Source organism: Nonomuraea sp. NPDC048882 (assembly GCF_040649755.1).
In the GTDB taxonomy this organism is placed as follows: domain Bacteria; phylum Actinomycetota; class Actinomycetes; order Streptosporangiales; family Streptosporangiaceae; genus Nonomuraea; species Nonomuraea maheshkhaliensis.
The window spans coordinates 775,762-794,413 of record NZ_JBEZGB010000004.1 but is presented as its reverse complement, the minus strand read 5'-3'; the positions used below and the strand labels follow the sequence as shown (position 1 = coordinate 794,413).

Below are 18,652 nucleotides of genomic sequence, written 5' to 3'. Positions count from 1 at the left end.
TCCACCGCGGACGTCGCAAGAGTCAGGCCCGCCACCGAGCCGCTCACCCAAGCCCGCGCGCTACGGCCTCTGACGAGGAATACCTGTCAGACGCCGGCGGTGTCAGGAAGGCGTCAGGCAGAAGGGGTGGCCGGCCGGATCCAGGAGCACCCGCCATCGTCCGTCGCCGGGCTGGTGGTCCGGTTTGGCCGCGCCGAGCTCCAAGGCCAGCGCTTCCACCGCATCGAGGTCGTCAGCCCGGAAATCCAGGTGGAGCTGTTGCGGCACGTCCTGACCCGGCCACTGCGGAGCCCGGTATCCGGCAACCCGCTGGAACCCCAGGTCACAGCCGGAGCCGTCCGTCAGAGCGACGAACTCGTCCGAACTGAAGAGTTCGCGCATCCCGGTGAGCGCACTGTAGAAGCCCGCCAGCGCCCGCGGGTCCGCACAGTCGAGAGTCACCTCGCGCAGCACAGCGCCTGGCACCATTCGCTCCTTCGCGTCCGCGCGTCCGTCTCCGTGAGCCGCCGAACGCGACCACCGGCCCCAGCCACACCGTACTCGCCACCTCCACCGTCGCAGTAGCGATTTATCCCCGCCTCAGCGCAACGACACCGGCGCCTTCGACACACTCCTAGTCCTGGTCGAACAGGCGGAGGCGGTGGGCGGTGGCGGCGGCTTCGCCTCGGGTGGCCACGCCCAGTTTGGCCAGGATGTTGGACACGTGCACGCTCACCGTCTTCACCGAGATGAACAGCGCCTCGGCGATCTCCCGGTTGCTGCGCCCGCTGGTCACCTCCCGCAGCACCTCCAGCTCCCGCGCCGTCAGCCCGAGCGGCTGACCGTCGTTGCCGTCGTCGGAGCCGCCGAGCCTGGCTCGCCGGCCGAAGACGTCGAGCTGTTCGAGCAGCGGCGTGGCGCCGAGCTCGCGGGCCAGCTCTCGCGCCCGGGTCAGCCGGGCGGCCGCCTCCTGCCGGTCGCCGGCCGACAGCGCCGCCTGCGCCGCCCCGACCAGGCACTGCGCCTCCGGGTACGGCTCCCGCAGCTCGGCCCAGGCCCGCACCGCCTGGTCCCACGCCTTGAACTGCCAGGAGGCCGCGTCGCTCACGTAGGCGGACGTCGGCTCGGGCCCGGTCAGGGCGGTGAACGTGAGCCGGTGGGCCTGCTGGGACTCCCCCATGGTGTCGAGCCGCAGGGCGATCGACCGGATCTCCGGCAGCAACGACAGCGCCTGCCGCGCGAGCGCCCCCAGCCCCGCGCCGGGCGCGGCGCCCATCAGGACCTCGGTGAGCTGCTTGGACGGCACCACGGCCCAGATGAGCCGCGCGACGGTCACCAGCACCGGCCACGAGTAGCGCGGGCTGCTCATCAGGTCGCGCTCCTCCAGCGCCCTGGCCGCCACCTCCACCGCCTGCTCCGGCTGCCCCCGCGCCGACAGCAGCTGCACCTCCCTGCGCAGGTGCGGCAGCGTCACCTGATCGCGGAAGGTTCCCCGCGACACGATCTGCCGTGAGGAGGCCATCAGGGCCTCGGCCCGGTCGAGCTGCCCCCGCGCGAGCGCGATGTCGGTGGCCAGCCCCTGCAGACTGGCCCGGTAGGGCGGGGGCGGCACGAGGTCGAGCGCGTGTTCGAGCACCTGCAGCGCCTCGTCCCAGCGCCCGAGCGACAGCAGCGGCTCGGCCAGGTTGATCGACAGGAACGTGCCGGACGTGCGGGCCAGCCCGTAGTGGGCGGCGTCGTCGATCCCGCGCCGGGCGACCTGGGCGGCCCGCTCGTGCCAGCCCGCGCCCTCGAAGGCGTCGGACTCGGAGACCGCGCAGCGCAGCAGCGCGTTGTAGGCCCCGTCGCGCTGGGCGATGCGGCGTGCCTCGGCGAACGTCTCGACCTGCAGCTCCATCTCGGAGTAGCACGCCTTGCCCCAGTTGAGGCTGATCATCGCGTGCGCCTCGACGTTGGCGTCGCCGATCTCGTGGCCCAGCTCGATCGCGCGCTGGGCCGTGTCGAGCCGTTCCTGGAGGTCTTCCGGGCCGGTGAGCATGCGCGCGAACGTCTCCAGCACCTGGCCACGGAGCCTGAGCTCGTCGTCCGGCACGAGGGCGGCGGCCTTGCGCAGGTCGTCGAGGAAGCCGGGACGGCCGAGATCCCAGCGGGTCAGGCCGCGCTGGCGCAGCACCATGGCCGTCCGCACCGGGTCGGCGTCGTGGTCGAGCTCGTCGAGGGCGGCACTGCCCAGAGCGATGCCGCGTTCGTACTCGCCGGCCAGGTGGGCGACCGTGGCCGTCTGCCTGAGCACGTCGATCCGGTCGGTGCCGATGCGCTCGGCCGCGTCGGGCACCAGGTCCCACAGCTCCAGCACTCTGGACAACATGCGCAGCTGCACGTCGTAGGCGGTGGAGGTGCGGGCCGCGTCAGCCGCGCGCCAGGCGCTGACCAGCGCCCAGGCGTAGTCGTCGGACTGCCGGGTGTGGTGGGCCAGCTCGATCGCGCCGCGCGGGGCGGGCAGGATCGACAGGTCGCGCTCCAGGGCCTCGGCGTAGCGGGTGTGCAGGCGGATGTGCTCGCCGGGCAGCAGGTCGTCGTCGAGCGCTTCGCGGATGAGCGCGTGACGGAAGGAGTAGCCCTCGCCGTCGACCACGAGCACGTTGCCCGCCACCGCGGGGCGCAGGGCGCGCGACAGCCTCTCCTCGTCGAGCCCGGCCACGGCGCTGAGCAGGTCGTGCTCGATGCGCTGACCGCCGACGCTGGCCACCCGCAGCAGCTCCTGCGTCTCCTCGGGCAGCCGCTCGACGCCGGCCAGCAGCAGGTCGCGCAGCGACTCGGGCAGCGCCTCCTGGCCGTCGGCCTCGCTGAGCAGCGCCTCCACGAACAGCGGGTTGCCCTCGCTGCGCGCGTAGATGAGGTCCATGTCGGCGGCGGACGGCTCGCGCTCCAGGATGCCCGCGGCCAGGGCGACGGCCTCCCTGCGGGTGAGCCGGCGCAGCTCGGCCCTGGTCACCCACTCGACCCGGCCCAGCTCGGCGAGCAGCGGCCGCAGCGGGTGGGAGCGGTGCAGCTCGTCGGTGCGGTAGGTCACGACGAGGAGCAGGCGGGCCGCGGTGCGCTGGTAGCGGACGAGGAACGTCAGCAGGTCGCGGGTGGCGCGGTCGGCCCAGTGGGCGTCTTCGACGATCAGCACCACGGGACGGTCTTCCGCGAGCCGCTCCAGCAGCCCGAGCACCTGCTCGAACAGCCTGGCCCTGGCCTCGGCCCCCTCCTCGCCCGGCTCGCCGAACTCGGGCAGCAGCCGGGCCAGCCCGCGCGTGTCGCCGCCGGGCACCAGCGCGGTGACGCCGTCGCGGCCCAGCTCGCGCACGAGCCCGCGCAGCACGGCGGTGAACGGCGCGAACGGCAGGCCCTCCGTGCCCAGCTCCAGGCAGCCGCCGATGAGCACCCTGGCGTCCTCGGCCCTGTGGCCGGTGAACTCCCTGACCAGCCGCGTCTTGCCGACCCCCGCCTCGCCGCCGACGAGCACGGTGGACGACGCGCCCGCGCGGGCCCGGCCCAGGGCGTCACCGAGGGCGGCGAGCTCGCGGGCACGCCCGACGAACAGGGGGCTCACGGCGTGGATGCTCACGCCCTAAGGATGCCATCCGGCCACGACAGAAACCCACGCCGAGCCGGAGCTTCGCGAGGAGCGTACGGAAACGCCCGGCCCGGGCCGTCGCGTCGCTCCCGAACTCAGCGCAGGACCTCAGCCCAGCACGGGACCTCAGCTCACCGCCGGGCCTCGCGCAGGCCGGAGGAAGGTCAGCGCAGCACCTTGCGGAAGAACGTGGCCGACGCCTCGTAGCCCAGCGCGTGGTAGAACTCCGGCGCCCGCCGCGTGGCCATCGCCACGTAGCCGGCCTCCCGTGTGCGGGCCCACCGCTCGAACTCCTCCAGCAGCGTCCGCCCGATCCCCTGCCGCCGCGACCCGGACTGGACCATGGCCTCCTCCACCCAGGCCACCGGCCCGTTGGCGAAGAGCGTCAGGTGCACGAACCCGAGCAGGTAACCGTCGACCCGGCCGTTCACGACGGCCACGAGCAGGAGGGCGTCGTCGTTGGCGAGGAGTTGGGGAAGCGCCGCGTCGAAGGCCTCGCGCTCGGGCCTGAAGGTCAGGCCGAACTCGCGGGCCAGTGCGAACACCTCGTCCGCGTCCGCCTTCTCCGCCTTCCTGATGAGAAGATCGTCAGCCGTCATGACCATCGACCCTAGATCGTGCACCGCCGCCTCCGCAAACACCGTTCACAGGTCACCGAGCCCGAGCTGCCGGGCGATGAGCATGCGCTGCACCTCGCTGGTGCCCTCCCCGATCTCCAGCACCTTCGCGTCGCGGTAGAAACGCGCGACGGGGAACTCGTTCATGAACCCGTAGCCGCCGAACACCTGGGTCGCGTCCCGCGCGTTGTCCATCGCCGCGTTGGACGCGACCAGCTTGGCGATCGCCGCTTCCTTCTTGAACGGCACCCCGGCCAGCATCTTCTCCGCCGCGTGGTAGTAGGCCAAGCGCGCGGTGTGGGCGCGGACCTCCATGTCGGCGATCTTGAACTGGATGGACTGGTAGTGGCCGATCGGATGGCCGAACGCCCGCCGGTCCCGTACGTACGTCAGGCACTCGTCCACGCACCCCTGCGCCAGCCCGACGCTGAGGGCCGCGAGCGCGATGCGGCCCTCGTCGAGCGTCTGCAGGAACTGCGCGTAGCCCCGGCCGCGCTCGCCCAGCAGGTTCTCGGCGGGCACGCGGCAGTCGGTGAAGGCCAGCTCGCGCGTGTCGGAGGCGTTCCAGCCGACCTTGGAGTACTTCTTCGAGACCGTGAACCCGGGCGTGCCGCTGGGCACGAGGATCGTGGAGATCTCGCGTTCGCCGGTGAGCGCGGCCACGCCGACGACGCCGGTGATGTCGGTGCCGGAGTTCGTGATGAAGGCCTTCGTCCCGTTGATCACCCATTCGCCGCCGTCCAAGACGGCGGTGCTGCGCATCCCGCCGGGCACGTCGGACCCGCCACCCGGCTCGGTCAGGCCGAACGCGCCCAGCATCTCCCCCGAGGTCAGCTTCGGCAGCCAGGCCATGCGCTGCTCGTCGGTGCCGAAGCGGTAGATCGGCATCGCGCCGAGCGACACCGCCGCCTCCAGCGTGATCGCCACGCTGGAGTCGACCCTGGCCAGCTCCTCCAGGGCCAGGCAGAGGGCGAAGTAGTCGCCGCCCATCCCGCCGTACTCCTCGGGGATGGGCAGCCCGAACAGCCCCATCGCGCCCATCTGCCGCACGATGTCGTACGGGAACGCCTCGCGCTCGTAGAAGTCCCCGATCACCGGGGCGACCACGTCGCGGGCGAAAGACTCGACGGTCTTGCGCAGCTCTTCGTACTCGTCCTTGAGCATGTCTCAGCCTTTCGACAGCGCCTGTACGACGCGGGAGGGGCTGGGCCGCCCGAGCAGCTCCGCCAGCCAGGCGCTGGTGGACACGAGCTTGCCCAGGTCGAGCCCGGTTTCGATGCCGAGTCCTCGCAACATCCAGACGAGATCCTCGGTGGCGAGGTTGCCGGTGGCGGACTCGGCGTAGGGACAGCCCCCGATGCCGCCCGTGGAGGCGTCGACCGTCGTGACGCCCGCCCTGAGTGCGGCGAGGGTGTTGGCCAGGGCCTGGCCGTAGGTGTCGTGGAAGTGCACGGCGAGGCGATCGGGCCGGCGGAAGGCGTTGATCAGGGCGGTGACGTGGCCCGGCGTGCCGACGCCGATCGTGTCGCCGAGCGACAGCTGGTAGCAGCCGAGCCCGAGCAGCCGTTCGCCGACGGTGACCACCTGGGCGATGGGCGTGGGGCCCTCCCAGGGGTCGCCGAAGCACATCGACACGTACGCGCGCACCTTGATCCCGTTGTCCAGCGCCCTGGCCACGACCGGCTCGAACATCTCGAACTGGCTCTCCAGGCTGCGGTTGAGGTTCTTCGCGGCGAAGGTCTCGGTCGCGCTGGCGAAGACGGCGATCTCGTCCACGCCCAGGTCGAGCGCGCGGTCGAGACCGCGTTCGTTCGGCACGAGCACGGGGTAGCGCACGCCCGGCCTCCGGTGCAGCCGCTCCAGCAGCTCGCCGGCGTCGGCCAGCTGCGGCACCCATCTGGGGTGCACGAAGCTGGTCGCCTCGATCACCTTGTGCCCCGCGTCCGCGAGCCGGTCGATGAACTCGGCCTTGACCTCGACGGGCACGATCGACGACTCGTTCTGCAGCCCGTCGCGCGGGCCGACCTCGTAAACCGTGACCTGGTGCGGCAGGCCCTCTTCCTGGTACGGCATCACGACGCCTCCTCAGCGGTGATCACGGCCAGGACGGCGTCCATGTCCACGGGACGGCCCGCCTGGGCAGTCAGCTCGGAGACGATCCCGTCGCGCGGGGCCGTGACCGTGTGCTCCATCTTCATCGCCTCCACGACGATCAGCGGCTGCCCCTCGCTCACCCGGTCACCGCGCTCGGCCTTGACGAGCAGGACGGTGCCGGGCATGGGGCTCCTGACCACGCCGTCGCCCGCCGTCGCGGCGCCTGGCCGGTCGCCCGGGTCGCCGATGAGGTGCCTGGTCATCTGCCAGGCCGCGCCGTCGCGGCCGAGCCAGAGCGTGTCGGCGCGGCGTACGCACAGGTAGTGCTCGGTGCGGTCGCCGATGGTGACGCTGAGCGTGCCGTCACCCGCGCGTTGCCGGGTGCGGATCCTGGCCGGTCGCGGGCGTCCTTCGTCGTCCATGACCTCGGCGGACTCCTCCGGCAGGCCGCGCACCCTTACCGCGTGCACGCCGTCCCTCGACTCCAGCCGCCACGTCGTCCACGCGGACTCGCCGACGCGCCACCCGTCGGTGACCTCCCACGGGTCATCGCCCTGCGGCAGGGCGTGGAAGACGAGCGCCGCCGCGGCGAGCACGTCCCACGGGACTCCGTCCGCGCCCACCAGCTCGGGCAGCAGCCGCTCGACCAGCCCCGTGTCCAGCTCGCCCGCGCGTACGGCGGGGTGGGCGGCCAGCGCCCGCAGGAACGGGAGGTTGGTGACCACGCCCAGGACGGCCGTGCCCGCCAGCGCCCGGTCGAGTGCGCGCAGTGCCGCGTCGCGGTCGTGGCCCCAGGCGATGACCTTGGACAGCATGGGGTCGTACTCGCTGCCGACCGTCCCGCCCTCGACCAGCCCGGAGTCCACCCGCACGACCGCGCGCCCGCCACCGGCCGCTCCCACCGCCACGGGTCCCGCCACAGATCCCGCCGCAGGTCCCGCCACAGGCCCCGGGCCATCGGCGGGTTCGCGCAGGGCGAGCACGTGCCCGCCCGTCGGCAGGAAGCCGCGCGCAGGGTCCTCGGCGTACACACGCGCCTCGACCGCGTGGCCGTCGAGCCGCACGTCGTCCTGCCCGAACGGCAGCCGTTCGCCTGCCGCCACCCTGAGCTGCAGCTCCACCAGGTCCAGCCCGGTGACCAGCTCGGTGACGGGGTGCTCGACCTGGAGGCGGGTGTTCATCTCCATGAAGTGGTAGGCCCCGGTCGTGCCGTCCACGATGAACTCGACCGTGCCCGCGCCCGCGTAGCCCACCGCGCGCGCCGCCTCCACGGCCGCCGCGCCCATCGCGGCGCGCGTCTCGGGGGTGACGAACGGCGACGGCGCCTCCTCGATGATCTTCTGGTGCCTGCGCTGGAGGCTGCACTCGCGCTCGCCCAGGTGCACGACGCCGCCGTGGGCGTCGGCCATGACCTGGATCTCGATGTGGCGCGGGCGCTCGACGTAGCGCTCGATCAGCAGCGTCCCGTCGCCGAACGCCGCCAGCGCCGTACGCCGGGCCGACTCGATCGCGCCGGGCAGCTCGGCGGCCGAGCGCACCAGCACCATGCCCTTGCCGCCACCGCCGGCGGACGGCTTGATCAGGGCGGGGAAGTCGGTCCACGCCTCCAGCCCCGGCTCGGTCGCGCCCGGCACCACGGGCACCCCGGCGGCCGACACCGTGGCCTTGGCCCGGATCTTGTCGCCCATGGCCTCGATGGCCTCGGCCGGCGGGCCGACGAACACGAGGCCGGCGGCCACGCAGCGGCGGGCGAACTCGGGGTTCTCAGCGAGGAAGCCGTAGCCGGGGTGCACGGCCTGCGCGCCGGCCTCGCGGGCCGCCCCGATAATCGCCTCAATATCCAGATATTTCGGCACCTGGAGGGCTATGTCGGCTTCGCGTACGTGCTTGGCCTCCGCGTCGGACGGGGTGTGCACGGCCACGGACGTGATGCCGAGGGCGCGCAGCGTGCGCGCGATCCGTACGGCGATCTCGCCCCTGTTGGCGATCAGAACACGGTCGAACACCATCGCGTCACATCCGGAAGACGCCGTAACCGGCGGGTTCGAGCGGGGCGTTGGCCGCCGCGGACAGTGCCAGGCCCAGGACGGTACGGGTGTCGAGCGGGTCGATCACCCCGTCGTCCCACAGCCTGGCCGTGGAGTAGTAGGGATTGCCCTGGTGCTCGTACTGGGCCCTGATCGCGTCGGGGTCGGCGTCGCCGACGGTCGTGAGCACGCTCGCGGCCTGCTCGCCGCCCATGACCGAGATGCGGGCGTTCGGCCACATCCACAGGAACCTGGGCGAGTACGCCCGCCCGGCCATCGCGTAGTTCCCCGCCCCGAACGAGCCCCCGATCACCACCGTGAACTTGGGCACCCGCGCGCACGCCACGGCCGTCACCATCTTGGCGCCGTGCTTGGCGATGCCGCCCGCCTCATACGCCTTGCCGACCATGAAGCCGCTGATGTTCTGCAGGAACAGCAAGGGGATCCGGCGCTGGTCGCACAGCTCGATGAAGTGGGCGCCCTTCATGGCCGACTCGCTGAACAGGATGCCGTTGTTGGCCACGACGCCCACCGGGTGGCCGTGCACGTGGGCGAACCCGGTCACGAGGGTCGAACCGTACTCGGCCTTGAACTCCAGGAACCGCGAGCCGTCCACGATCCTGGCGATCACCTCGCGCACATCGTAGGGCTGACGCGTGTCGGCGGGGACGATCCCGTACAGGTCGCGGGGGTCGTGCAGGGGCGGCTCAGGCGCGATCGTGTCCCAGGGGCGGGCGGCGCGCGGGGCGAGCGTGGAGACGATGTCGCGGACGATGGCCAGCGCGTGCGCGTCGTCCTCGGCCAGGTGGTCGGTGACGCCGCTGACGCGCGCGTGCAGGTCGCCGCCGCCCAGCTCCTCCGCCGTGACATCCTCGCCGGTGGCCGCCTTCACCAGCGGCGGGCCGCCCAGGAAGATCGTGCCCTGGCCGCGGACGATGACCGCCTCGTCGCTCATCGCGGGCACGTACGCGCCGCCGGCCGTGCACGAGCCGAGCACGGCGGCGATCTGCGGGATGCCGCGGGCCGACATCGTGGCCTGGTTGTAGAAGATGCGGCCGAAGTGCTCGCGGTCGGGGAACACCTCGTCCTGCCTGGGCAGGAACGCCCCGCCCGAGTCGACGAGATAGACGCAGGGCAGGTGGTTGTGCAGGGCCACCTCCTGCGCGCGCAGGTGCTTCTTGACCGTGATCGGATAGTACGTGCCGCCCTTCACGGTGGCGTCGTTGGCCACGATCACGCACTCGCGGCCCGACACGCGGCCGACGCCGGTGATGATGCCGGCCGCGGGCGCCTGGTCGTCGTAGAGTCCGCCGGCGGCCAGCGGCGACAGCTCCAGGAAGCGCGAGCCCGGGTCGAGCAGGCCGTCCACGCGGTCGCGCGGCAGCAGCTTGCCGCGCTCGACGTGGCGGCGCCGCGACCGCTCCGGCCCGCCGAGCGCGGCGGTCGCGAGCTGTTCGAGCAGCTCGGCGGCCAGCCGCTCGTTGAGCTCGGCATTGCTCTTGTACGCCTCGCTCCCGGGCACGGCGGCCGACCTCAGCACCGGCCAGTCACTGCTCATGAGTCCCCTCTCATGGCACGGATGTTAGTCATCATTAACGTCATCGTCTAGCATATGAGACGTGGCCACCGTCTCCAGCGCTACCTCCGACACTCCTACCCGCGGGCGGCGCAACAGGCGTGCGCAGATCCTGGAGGCGGCCGCCCGGCTGTTCGCGGCGCGCGGCTTCCACGGCGTCTCGATCGAGGACATCGGCGGCGCGGTCGGGGTCTCGGGCCCCGCGCTCTACCGCCACTTCGACGGCAAGGACGCGCTGCTGTCGGAGATGCTGCTCGACATCAGCTCGCGGCTGCGCGAATCGGCGGTCGCGGCCGTCACGGCCTCCGCCGACCCGAGAGACACGCTCGACGCGCTGCTCGACGCGCAGATCAGGTTCGCGATCGAGCAGCCGGCGCTGATCACGGTGCACGACAGGGAGCTGGGCAACGTGCCCGAGCCCGCCCGCCGGCAGATCAGGCGGCTGCAGCGGCTCTACGTCGAGGAGTGGGTGACGGTGCTGGCCGAGCTGCACCCCGCCTGCCCGGCGGCCCGGCTGCGCGCGGCCACGCACGCGGTGTTCGGCCTGCTCAACTCCACCCCGCACAGCGCCGGCGAACTACCGGCCCAGGACATGCGGCCACTCCTGCACACGATGGCCCACGCCGCCATCGCCGCCGCCGTTAAGGCTCGCTAACTTCTTCCGGGTTACTCGGTCGAGGCGAACCGAAGAGGAGTGAGTTTCACATCTTTCTGCGCTTGACCTTGTACGGAGGGTAACTTTCCCGATGTGCCGCGCGGCTCATCCCCTTCTCCCTCCGAGCAAAGGAGCGCATCCCCATGTTGGACCTCGAAGAGAAATACCTTCACCTGGAAGTCCGGGTGAAGGCACTCGAGGAGGCTCAAGCGCGTGGCGCGCTCGGCCGCGGAACAGCCACCGCGGATGACCACGGCCTCGAGCAGATCGACAGGCGGTTCGAGCAGGACGACGAGCCCCTCAGCGAGCTGGACCACAGCGTCTCGCTGCTCGGCGCCGAGATCAACATGCTCAGGACGACCGCCTATGAGATGTCCGACGGCATCGCCAAGATCAACAAGGACAGCCGGCGCCGGGATCTGCGGATCGACAAGATCGAGAAGCGGCTCGACGATCACGACGGGCGGTTCGACTCGATCGAGTCTCTCCTGATCCGCATCGACGCCGAGCTGACCGGCCCGCAGCCCAACTGAGCCGGAGAACGATCGAGGCCCGAGGTGGTGCCCCCGGGCCTCGTTCGTTCAGTGGTGGATGATCAGCGTCGCACGCGGACGTAGTCCCTGCGGCTGTCGTCGCCGTAGGTGTCCTCGTCACCGCCGTACACGAACTTCCAGTGCCCCGACCGCCAGGCCTTGACCCTGGTGTAGAGCCGGCCGGTCTCGCTCGACCAGGTCGACTTCACGTACTGCCACTTCTTCGAGCCGAGCGGCTTGAAGTACAGCCGCACCTTGCCCTCGTAGCCTTCCCAGCTGCCCTCGTCGTCGATCTGCAGCTTGCCCTTGAACTTCAGGTACCGGCCGCGCTTGACCGGCTCCGGGTAGGCGTTGAACTTGATCAGCCGGGTGTCGGCCTTCGCGGGCTCGGGCTCAGGCTCGGGGGCGGGCTCGTTGACCCGCACCCGGTCGGCGTCGCTGATCGAGCCGTTGACGCCGCGCGTGCCGGCGTACTGGGCGCGCCACCAGCCGGAGGTCTGCGCCTGCGCCACGGCCCAGAAGCGGCCGTGCCTGCTGGTCACGTCGCTGGTGACGTACTCCCACCTGCGCGAGCCGTCGGCCTTGAAGAAGACGCTCACGCGCTGGCCGGCCAGGCCGCCGCGGCCGTCGACGCGCAGGGCGCCGGTGAAGGCGAGCCGGTCGCCCTTGTCCACCGGTTCCGGCCGGGCGTCGAAGCCGACGAGGTGGCTGGCGAGGTTGGCGCGCTTGACGTCCACCCGGTCGGACTCGCTGACGGAGCCCTTGGCGGTGCCGGTGGCGGCGAACGAGGCCCGCCACCAGCCGGTGGCCTCGGCCTTGACGCGGGTGCCGAACCAGCCGCCGCGGCCGGTGTTCACCTTGGCGACCTCGCGGTAGTCGTTCGCGCCGCGGGCGCGGAAGGCGATGGAGACGGACTGGCCGTCGTATCCCCTGCCGTTGGCCAGCAGCCGGCCGGCGACCCTGATGTCGTCGCCCTTGTCGACCAGGTCGGGGCTGGCGTCGAAGTCGCCGAACGAGGTGGTCAGGGCCTTGGCCACGACGAACGAGCCGGACTTGACCGCGGGCGGGGTGCCCTGGGCGGTGGCGGTGTAGTTGTACCTGCCGGGGCCGAGGGACTTGGTGCCCGTCCACTTCAGGCCGCCGTTGGCCGGCGCGGACGAGACGCTGACCGTCTCTCCGTTCAGCTTCAGGCCGGCCTCGGTCGCGTCCGTGGTGGTGAAGGTGAACGTGACGTTGACCGGCGAGTCGAAGACGACCGGCGCGGCCGGGCTGACGCCCACGTCGCTGATGGTGGTGGCGGTGGCCGCCGTCGCCGCGGGAGGAGCCATGACGAGCGTCCCTGCTCCGAGCACGACCGCGAGGGCGGCGACACGAATGCGTTGTAACATGCGGGTTCCTTTCTGGAGACCCCATTGGTCCAACGCGGCATTGAGGGTGCCACGTGTGTCATATAAGTAGACGTGCGCTCGGGCGACAGGGTTGAGCATTCTGACAAACCGTAATAATTGCGGGTCAAACGGACCGGTCCACAACATGTCACCGGTGTCCGGCAGACGTCAGCGCCGATCAGGGACATAATCGATGCTGTGGCGCGGGACACAGTTGAGACTCACTTCACCCAGGCGGTTGCGACGCTCAAGGCGGGCCCGGAGCGAGATCCGGGGCTGCCGGTCCGCGAGGGCACGTCCCTGACCGGCGGAGAGGCCAGGACGTTGTTCCTGCGCCAGCTCGACAGCCGGCTGCTCGACATCGCCGCCCGCTGGCTGCGCGAGCAGGACGAGGGCTACTACACGATCGGCTCCGCCGGTCACGAGGGCAACGCGGCCGTGGCCGCCGCCCTGCGGCCCGACGACCCGGCGCTGCTCCACTACCGCTCGGGCGCGTTCTATCTGACCCGCTCCGAGCAGGCCGGGCGACTGCCCGAGCAGGGCATCCGCGACGTGCTGATGGGCCTGACCGCCGCGGCCGACGAGCCCATCTCGGGCGGCCGGCACAAGGTGTTCGGCCACCCCGACCTGGCGGTCATCCCGCAGACCTCGACCATCGCCAGCCATCTGCCGCGGGCCGTGGGCGTGGCGTTCGCCATCGAGCGGGCCAGGGCGCTCGGCGTACGGGCCGCCTGGCCCTCCGACGCCATCGCGGTGTGCAGCTTCGGCGACGCCTCGGTCAACCACGCCAGCGCCCTGTCCGGCTTCAACACCGCCTCCTACGCCACCTTCCAGGGGCAGGCGCTGCCACTGCTGTTCGTGTGCGAGGACAACGGCATCGGCATCAGCGTCCGCACGCCCAAGGGCTGGGTGGAGGCGGCCGCGCGGCGTCCCGGCATCGAATACTTCGCCGCCGACGGCTGCGACCTGGCCGCCGCCTACGACGCCGCCGCCCGCGCCGTCCAGCACGTGCGCGAGCACCGCTCCCCCGCGTTCCTGCACCTGTCCACGGTGCGGCTCATGGGCCACGCCGGGTCCGACGTCGAGTCGGCGTACCGCACCCAGCGCGAGATCAGGGCCGATCTCGAACGCGACCCGCTCCTGCGTACGGCCGCCCTGCTCGTCGAGGCGGGGCTGCAGACGCCGGACGACCTGCTCACCCTGTACGAGTCCGCCCGCGAACACGTGCTGCGGATCGCCCTGGAGACCACCCGCAGCCCGCGGCTCGGCTCGGCCGAGGAGGTCATGGAGCCGATCGCACCACGCAGGCCCGAGCTGATCGCCAAGATCAGCCCGATGGCGGCCTCCGCCGCGGTCAGAGAGAAGGCGTTCGCCGGGGCGCTGCCCGAGAACGACAAGCCGATGACGCTCTCGCAGTCCATCAACCGCACGCTCGCCGACGCACTGGCCGTCTATCCGGAGATGACGGTCTTCGGGGAGGACGTCGCCAAGAAGGGCGGCGTCTACGGCGTGACCAGGGGGCTGCAGAAGCGGTTCGGGGCGGGGCGGGTGTTCGACACGCTGCTCGACGAGCAGGCCGTGCTGGGGCTGGCGCTCGGCCAGGGCGTGTCGCGGCTGCTGCCCGTGCCCGAGATCCAATATCTGGCCTACCTGCACAACGCGCTCGACCAGATCCGCGGCGAGGCGGCCACGCTGTCGTTCTTCTCGCGTCACCAGTACACCAACCCGATGGTGGTGCGGGTGGCCGGCTACTCCTACCAGAAGGGGTTCGGCGGCCACTTCCACAACGACAACGCGGTGGCCGCGCTGCGTGACATCCCCGGGCTGGTCATCGCCTCACCGGCGCGGCCCGACGACGCCTCCGCCATCCTGCGCACCTGCCTGGCGGCGGCCCGTACGTCCGGATCCGTCTGCGTGTTCCTGGAGCCGATCGCGCTCTACCACACGCGTGACCTGTTCGACGCGGGCGACGGCGGCTGGCTGGCGCCCTACGCGCCGCCCGGGCGCTGGCCGGAGACGCACGTGCCGATCGGGCGGGCGCGCTCCTACGGCGACGGGCGCGACCTGACGATCGTCACGTTCGGCAACGGGCTGCGGATGAGCCTGCGCGCCGCGGTGCGACTCACCCAGGAGGGGTACGGCTGCCGCGTCCTCGACCTGCGCTGGCTGTCCCCGCTGCCGGTCGAGGACCTGCTGCGGGCGGCCGAGCTGACCGGCAACGTGCTGATCGCCGACGAGACCCGCCGCTCCGGCGGTGTCTCCGAGGGCATCGTGGCCGAGCTGCTCGACGCCGGCTACACCGGCACGGTCGCCCGGGTCACCTCCTCCGACAGCTTCATCCCGCTCGGCGGCGCCGCCGATCACGTGCTGCTGTCGGAGGACGAGATCGAGCAGGCGGCGCGCAAGCTCCTCGGCTGACGGGGTTGTCACTGGCTCTGCTTGGCCCGTGCGCCTCTGATGCAGTACGGCGCCGACCAGGCCACCGTGGAGTTCTCCGAGATCCGCAACGGCACGCCGACCAGGAAGCAGTAGCCGCGGCCCGGGTCGAGGCCGGCGACCCGGGCCGAGGTGGCGCCCGTGGTCAGCGCGGTGATCGCCTGCTCGCCCTGCTTGACCGGAGAACGCTGGAGGACCACCGGGTAGTCGCGGGCGCCGGCGGGCAGGGTCCAGCGCAGCTCCACCAGCGCTCCCTGGTCAGCCGCCGCCTTCACCTGGCGGGGCGCCAGGGCGGCCACCTGACGCTTGTCGATGGAGGTGTCGGCCTCGGGCTGCTGCTGGGGCTCGGTCGTGGTGGTGGCCTGGGTGTCCTGGGGGCTGGAGGGCGGCTGGAGCGACAGGTAGACCGCCAGCACGGTGCCGCCGGTGACGGCGACCGCCACCGCGCCGCCGATCAGGATGCCGTTCTTGACGCGGGTGGCGCTGGCCGAACCGGGCGGCTTCCGGTGTCCGGTGCTCGGCTGGGCGGTGGGCGGCTGGGCCGGGGCGTAGGGAGCCTGTTGCGCGTGCTGGGCCTGCCCGGGCTGGGCGGAGGCGAACTGTGCGGCTTGGTGGGGATGCGCGGCTTGGTTGGGGTGTACGGCTTGGTTGTGGTGTGCGGGGCCGGACTGCACGGGGCTGGGCTGGGCTTGGCGGGAGGCGGAATACTCCGGACTCCACCGCAGGTCGTCCTGCCGGCCCGGCGCCGTGTATGCCTGTGACGACGCGGCGGCGGCCGTGTTGGGCGTCACCCCGCTCTGGCCGGTGACCTGCGGCGGGAAGGGCGGCAACTGGCTGCCCGTGGCGGGGAAGGCGCCCTGATGGTCGCCGGTGGCGGGAGCTCCCCCTCCCTGCGGCGCATGGTGGCCGGTGGTGGGAACAGCGCCGCCCTGCGGCAGGTGATGGCCCGTAGCCGGCGGGCCACCGCCGGTCTGGGACAAACCGGTGGCAGGTGCGGGGCCGGAGTCCTGGCCGAGCAGGTCGGTGACCGGGAGGCCCAGGTCCGCCTGCACCGCCTGGAGGTGCCTGGCCAGCTCACGCGCGGACCCGTACCGGGACTCGGGCTGCTTGGACATCGCCCGTACGACGGACTCGAACACCGCCCGCGGCACGTCCGGGCGGTTGATCGGCGGCGGCTCGACGCTGAGCACGCGATACATCAGCGGCGCGATCGACGGGTCGGCCGGATTGTGGAAGGCGGGCTGGCCGGCGAGCAGGTGGTAGAGGGTCGAGCCGAGCGAGTAGATGTCGGTCGAGGCCGAGTGGGGCTGGCCGGTGAGCACCTCGGGCGCGGCGTGCAGCGGGGTGAACGCCTGCGAGGTGGCCGAGATCTCCGAGGAGTCGACGACCCTGGCCACGCCGAAGTCGGCGATCGCGAGCTCGCCGTACCGGGAGATGAGGATGTTCTGCGGCTTGATGTCGCCGTGCAGCACTCCGGCCTCGTGTACGGCGGCCAGCGCGCCGGCGAGTTTGACGCCCGCACGCAGCACCTCGGGCACCGGCAGCGGCCCCTCCTTGCGGACCTTGTCGCGCAGGGAGCCGTTCTCGAAGAAGTCCATCGCGATGTACGGCTTGCCCGAGCTCGTCACGCCCGTGTCGAAGACGGTGACCACGTTCGGATGCCCGGTGAGGCGGCCGGTGAGTTGCAGCTCGCGCTGGAACCTGCGCAGCGTGCGCTGGTCGACCCGGTCGACGGACAGCACCTTGAGCGCCACGACGCGGTCGAGGCGCTCCTGGTAGGCGCGGTACACGACGGCGAATCCGCCCTGACCCGCCTGATCGAGTACCCGGTACCCCGGGGCGTCCTCGACTGGCAGCACGTCATCTCCCCCTGTTGCTGTGGAGTTTAGTGCGAAATACAGGGATCAGAGGGGGTTCATGAGGTACGCGCCGAAGGCTACGGACAGCACCGACACCAGCAGGAAGAAGAACACGTAGAACCCGCCGGGCAGGAACGTCAGCCGGGCGAGCTGGTCGGCGTCGGAGTCTCTGGCCTGCCGCCTGCGCCGCTTGTGCTGCAGCTCGATAATCGGCCGGATCCCGCCGAACAGCAGGAACCAGGCCGCCACCATGGCCACGACCTGCTGCACATCGGCCGGCGCGTACATGATCAACGCGAACACCGCGCCGCCGGTCACCAGGAGGATCAGCGCGCCGTACAGGTTGCGGATCAGCAGCAGCATGCAGACCAGGAGCAGCAGCACGCCCCAGATCAGCAGCGTGATGCGCCCCTGCTCGGTCATCCACGCGGCGCCGAGCCCGAGGAACGGCGGCGCGAGGTAGCCCGCGAGCGCGGTCAGCACCATGCCGGGACCGGTGGGCCTGCCCCTGGTGAGGGTCACTCCCGAGGTGTCGGAGTGCAGGCGGATGCCTTCGAGCTTGCGCCTGGTGAGCAGGGCCATCAGGGCGTGGCCGCCCTCGTGGGCGATCGTGATCAGACCCCGTGAGACCTGCCAGGGCATGCGGAAGCCGACGATCAGCAGGGCGGCCAGCGCCGAGACGCCCACCACCCAGGGATCGGGGTCGGGCTGAACCGCGATCAGGTGGGCCCAGAACTTGTCCATCGAGGAGAAACCCTAACCGCTCGGCCTGCTCCCCGGAGCCCGTGAAGGCAGGGATTTCCGGCCGGCATGGACTGATCGGCGGACGAGCCGACGACCTGGCTCCGGCCCGGCTGCCGGTCGCGGGAGCCCGTCGGTAGGGTCGGCACCGTGCCCGAAGAAGCCGTACCCTCAGCCACGCCCGCCGCCGCACCGGAAGAAGGCGTGCCGGCGGAGAGCGCGCCGGCGGAAACCCCCTTCGGCCGGCCCGAGTCCGACGCGCGGGTGCCCGGCTGGTGGGGCGGCCTCGGGCTCCCCGGCCTCATCGACCTCCACGTCCACTTCCTGCCAGAACGCATGGAACGCCGGGTGTGGCACCACTTCGCCCACGGCGGGCCGCTCATGGGGAACGGATGGGACATCGCCTACCGCTGGCCGGTCGAGCGCCGGGTCGAACGACTGCGGGCGATGGGCGTGCGCACGTTCCCCGCCCTCGCGTACGCTCACAAACCCGGCATGGCCTCCGACCTGAACGCCTGGACCCTGGAGTTCGCCCGGCGTACACCCGGCTGTCTCCCGTCGGCGACCTTCTACCCCGAGCCTGGGGTCGAGGAGTACGTGCGGCGGTCGCTGGAGGACGGGGTCAAGATCTTCAAGGTGCATCTGCAGGTGGGCGCGTTCGATCCGCGTGCTCCGGAGCTGGACGGGGTGTGGGGGCTGCTGGCCGAGGCCGGGGTGCCGGTGGTGGTGCACGCGAGCTCCGTACCCGTTCCCGGAGGCTACGTCGGGGCGGAGCCGATCGGCGAGGTGCTGCGCCGGCATCCGGCGCTGCGCGCGGTGATCGCGCACCTCGGGATGCCCGAGTACGACCCGTTCTTCGAGCTGGCCGCGCGCTACGAGCGGGTGGCGCTGGACACGACGATGGCGTTCACCGAGTTCAGCGAGCGGGGCATGCCGTTCCCCGATCGGCTGCGGCCCGCGTTGCTTGATCTGGGCCTGGCGGGGAAGGTGGTGCTCGGCAGCGACTTCCCGACCATTCCGTACCCCTATGTCCATCAGCTCGACGCCCTGGCCCGCCTCGATCTCGGGGATGCCTGGTTGCGAGCTGTGTGCTGGGACAACGGTGCGGCCGTGATTCGATAGAGG

General features: G+C 71.7%; 14 protein-coding genes. 4 read left to right on the top strand and 10 right to left on the bottom strand.

Annotation, left to right across the window (positions count from 1 at the left end):
- Window positions 1-102: 102 nt before the first annotated feature.
- From AB0C27_RS17885 to AB0C27_RS17855, 7 genes are all read right to left on the bottom strand, one after another.
- Complete coding sequence (locus AB0C27_RS17885; RefSeq protein WP_357844913.1) at window positions 103-453, bottom strand: VOC family protein; 351 nt, start codon at window positions 451-453, stop codon at window positions 103-105.
- A gap of 160 nt (window positions 454-613) precedes the next feature.
- Window positions 614-3,592: an AAA family ATPase gene (locus AB0C27_RS17880; RefSeq protein ID WP_357844910.1), complete on the bottom strand. Its 2,979-nt coding sequence runs from the start codon at window positions 3,590-3,592 to the stop codon at window positions 614-616.
- A 173-nt stretch (window positions 3,593-3,765) separates the two neighbouring features.
- Window positions 3,766-4,200, bottom strand: a complete 435-nt coding sequence (locus AB0C27_RS17875) for a GNAT family N-acetyltransferase (RefSeq protein ID WP_357844907.1) — start codon at window positions 4,198-4,200, stop codon at window positions 3,766-3,768.
- Window positions 4,201-4,245: 45 nt separating this feature from the next.
- On the bottom strand, window positions 4,246-5,382 hold the full coding sequence (locus AB0C27_RS17870) for an acyl-CoA dehydrogenase family protein (RefSeq protein WP_357844904.1): 1,137 nt from the start codon (window positions 5,380-5,382) through the stop codon (window positions 4,246-4,248).
- Window positions 5,383-5,385: 3 nt separating this feature from the next.
- A complete protein-coding gene (locus AB0C27_RS17865; RefSeq protein WP_357844901.1) occupies window positions 5,386-6,291 on the bottom strand; it encodes a hydroxymethylglutaryl-CoA lyase in 906 nt (301 codons plus the stop codon).
- A complete protein-coding gene (locus AB0C27_RS17860; RefSeq protein ID WP_357844898.1) occupies window positions 6,291-8,321 on the bottom strand; it encodes a biotin carboxylase N-terminal domain-containing protein in 2,031 nt (676 codons plus the stop codon). Before AB0C27_RS17860 ends, AB0C27_RS17865 begins: the two co-directional genes overlap by 1 nt.
- Window positions 8,322-8,325: 4 nt before the next feature.
- On the bottom strand, window positions 8,326-9,897 hold the full coding sequence (locus AB0C27_RS17855) for a carboxyl transferase domain-containing protein (RefSeq protein ID WP_357844895.1): 1,572 nt from the start codon (window positions 9,895-9,897) through the stop codon (window positions 8,326-8,328).
- Between the two features lie 61 nt (window positions 9,898-9,958).
- Between AB0C27_RS17855 and AB0C27_RS17850 the strand changes: the two genes are divergently transcribed.
- Window positions 9,959-10,570 (top strand): TetR/AcrR family transcriptional regulator, encoded by a 612-nt coding sequence (locus AB0C27_RS17850; RefSeq protein WP_357844892.1) that lies wholly within the window; start codon window positions 9,959-9,961, stop codon window positions 10,568-10,570.
- Between the two features lie 146 nt (window positions 10,571-10,716).
- Window positions 10,717-11,103 (top strand): hypothetical protein, encoded by a 387-nt coding sequence (locus tag AB0C27_RS17845; RefSeq protein ID WP_357844889.1) that lies wholly within the window; start codon window positions 10,717-10,719, stop codon window positions 11,101-11,103.
- A gap of 62 nt (window positions 11,104-11,165) precedes the next feature.
- Here the strand turns inward: AB0C27_RS17845 and AB0C27_RS17840 are convergent, their stop codons facing one another.
- Window positions 11,166-12,491, bottom strand: coding sequence for a hypothetical protein (locus AB0C27_RS17840; protein ID WP_357844886.1), 1,326 nt, complete (start codon window positions 12,489-12,491; stop codon window positions 11,166-11,168).
- Window positions 12,492-12,689: 198 nt separating this feature from the next.
- On the opposite strand from AB0C27_RS17840, the gene AB0C27_RS17835 reads away from it, so the two are divergent.
- On the top strand, window positions 12,690-14,909 hold the full coding sequence (locus tag AB0C27_RS17835; RefSeq protein ID WP_357844883.1) for a thiamine pyrophosphate-dependent enzyme: 2,220 nt from the start codon (window positions 12,690-12,692) through the stop codon (window positions 14,907-14,909).
- Between the two features lie 8 nt (window positions 14,910-14,917).
- Here the strand turns inward: AB0C27_RS17835 and AB0C27_RS17830 are convergent, their stop codons facing one another.
- Both AB0C27_RS17830 and AB0C27_RS17825 read right to left on the bottom strand, forming a co-directional pair.
- Window positions 14,918-16,786: a protein kinase gene (locus tag AB0C27_RS17830; protein ID WP_357844880.1), complete on the bottom strand. Its 1,869-nt coding sequence runs from the start codon at window positions 16,784-16,786 to the stop codon at window positions 14,918-14,920.
- A gap of 45 nt (window positions 16,787-16,831) precedes the next feature.
- On the bottom strand, window positions 16,832-17,530 hold the full coding sequence (locus tag AB0C27_RS17825; protein ID WP_346113397.1) for a M50 family metallopeptidase: 699 nt from the start codon (window positions 17,528-17,530) through the stop codon (window positions 16,832-16,834).
- A 147-nt stretch (window positions 17,531-17,677) separates the two neighbouring features.
- Here AB0C27_RS17825 and AB0C27_RS17820 point away from each other — a divergent pair, with 147 nt between their 5' ends.
- Window positions 17,678-18,649, top strand: coding sequence for an amidohydrolase family protein (locus AB0C27_RS17820; RefSeq protein ID WP_357844877.1), 972 nt, complete (start codon window positions 17,678-17,680; stop codon window positions 18,647-18,649).
- Window positions 18,650-18,652 lie beyond the last annotated feature (3 nt).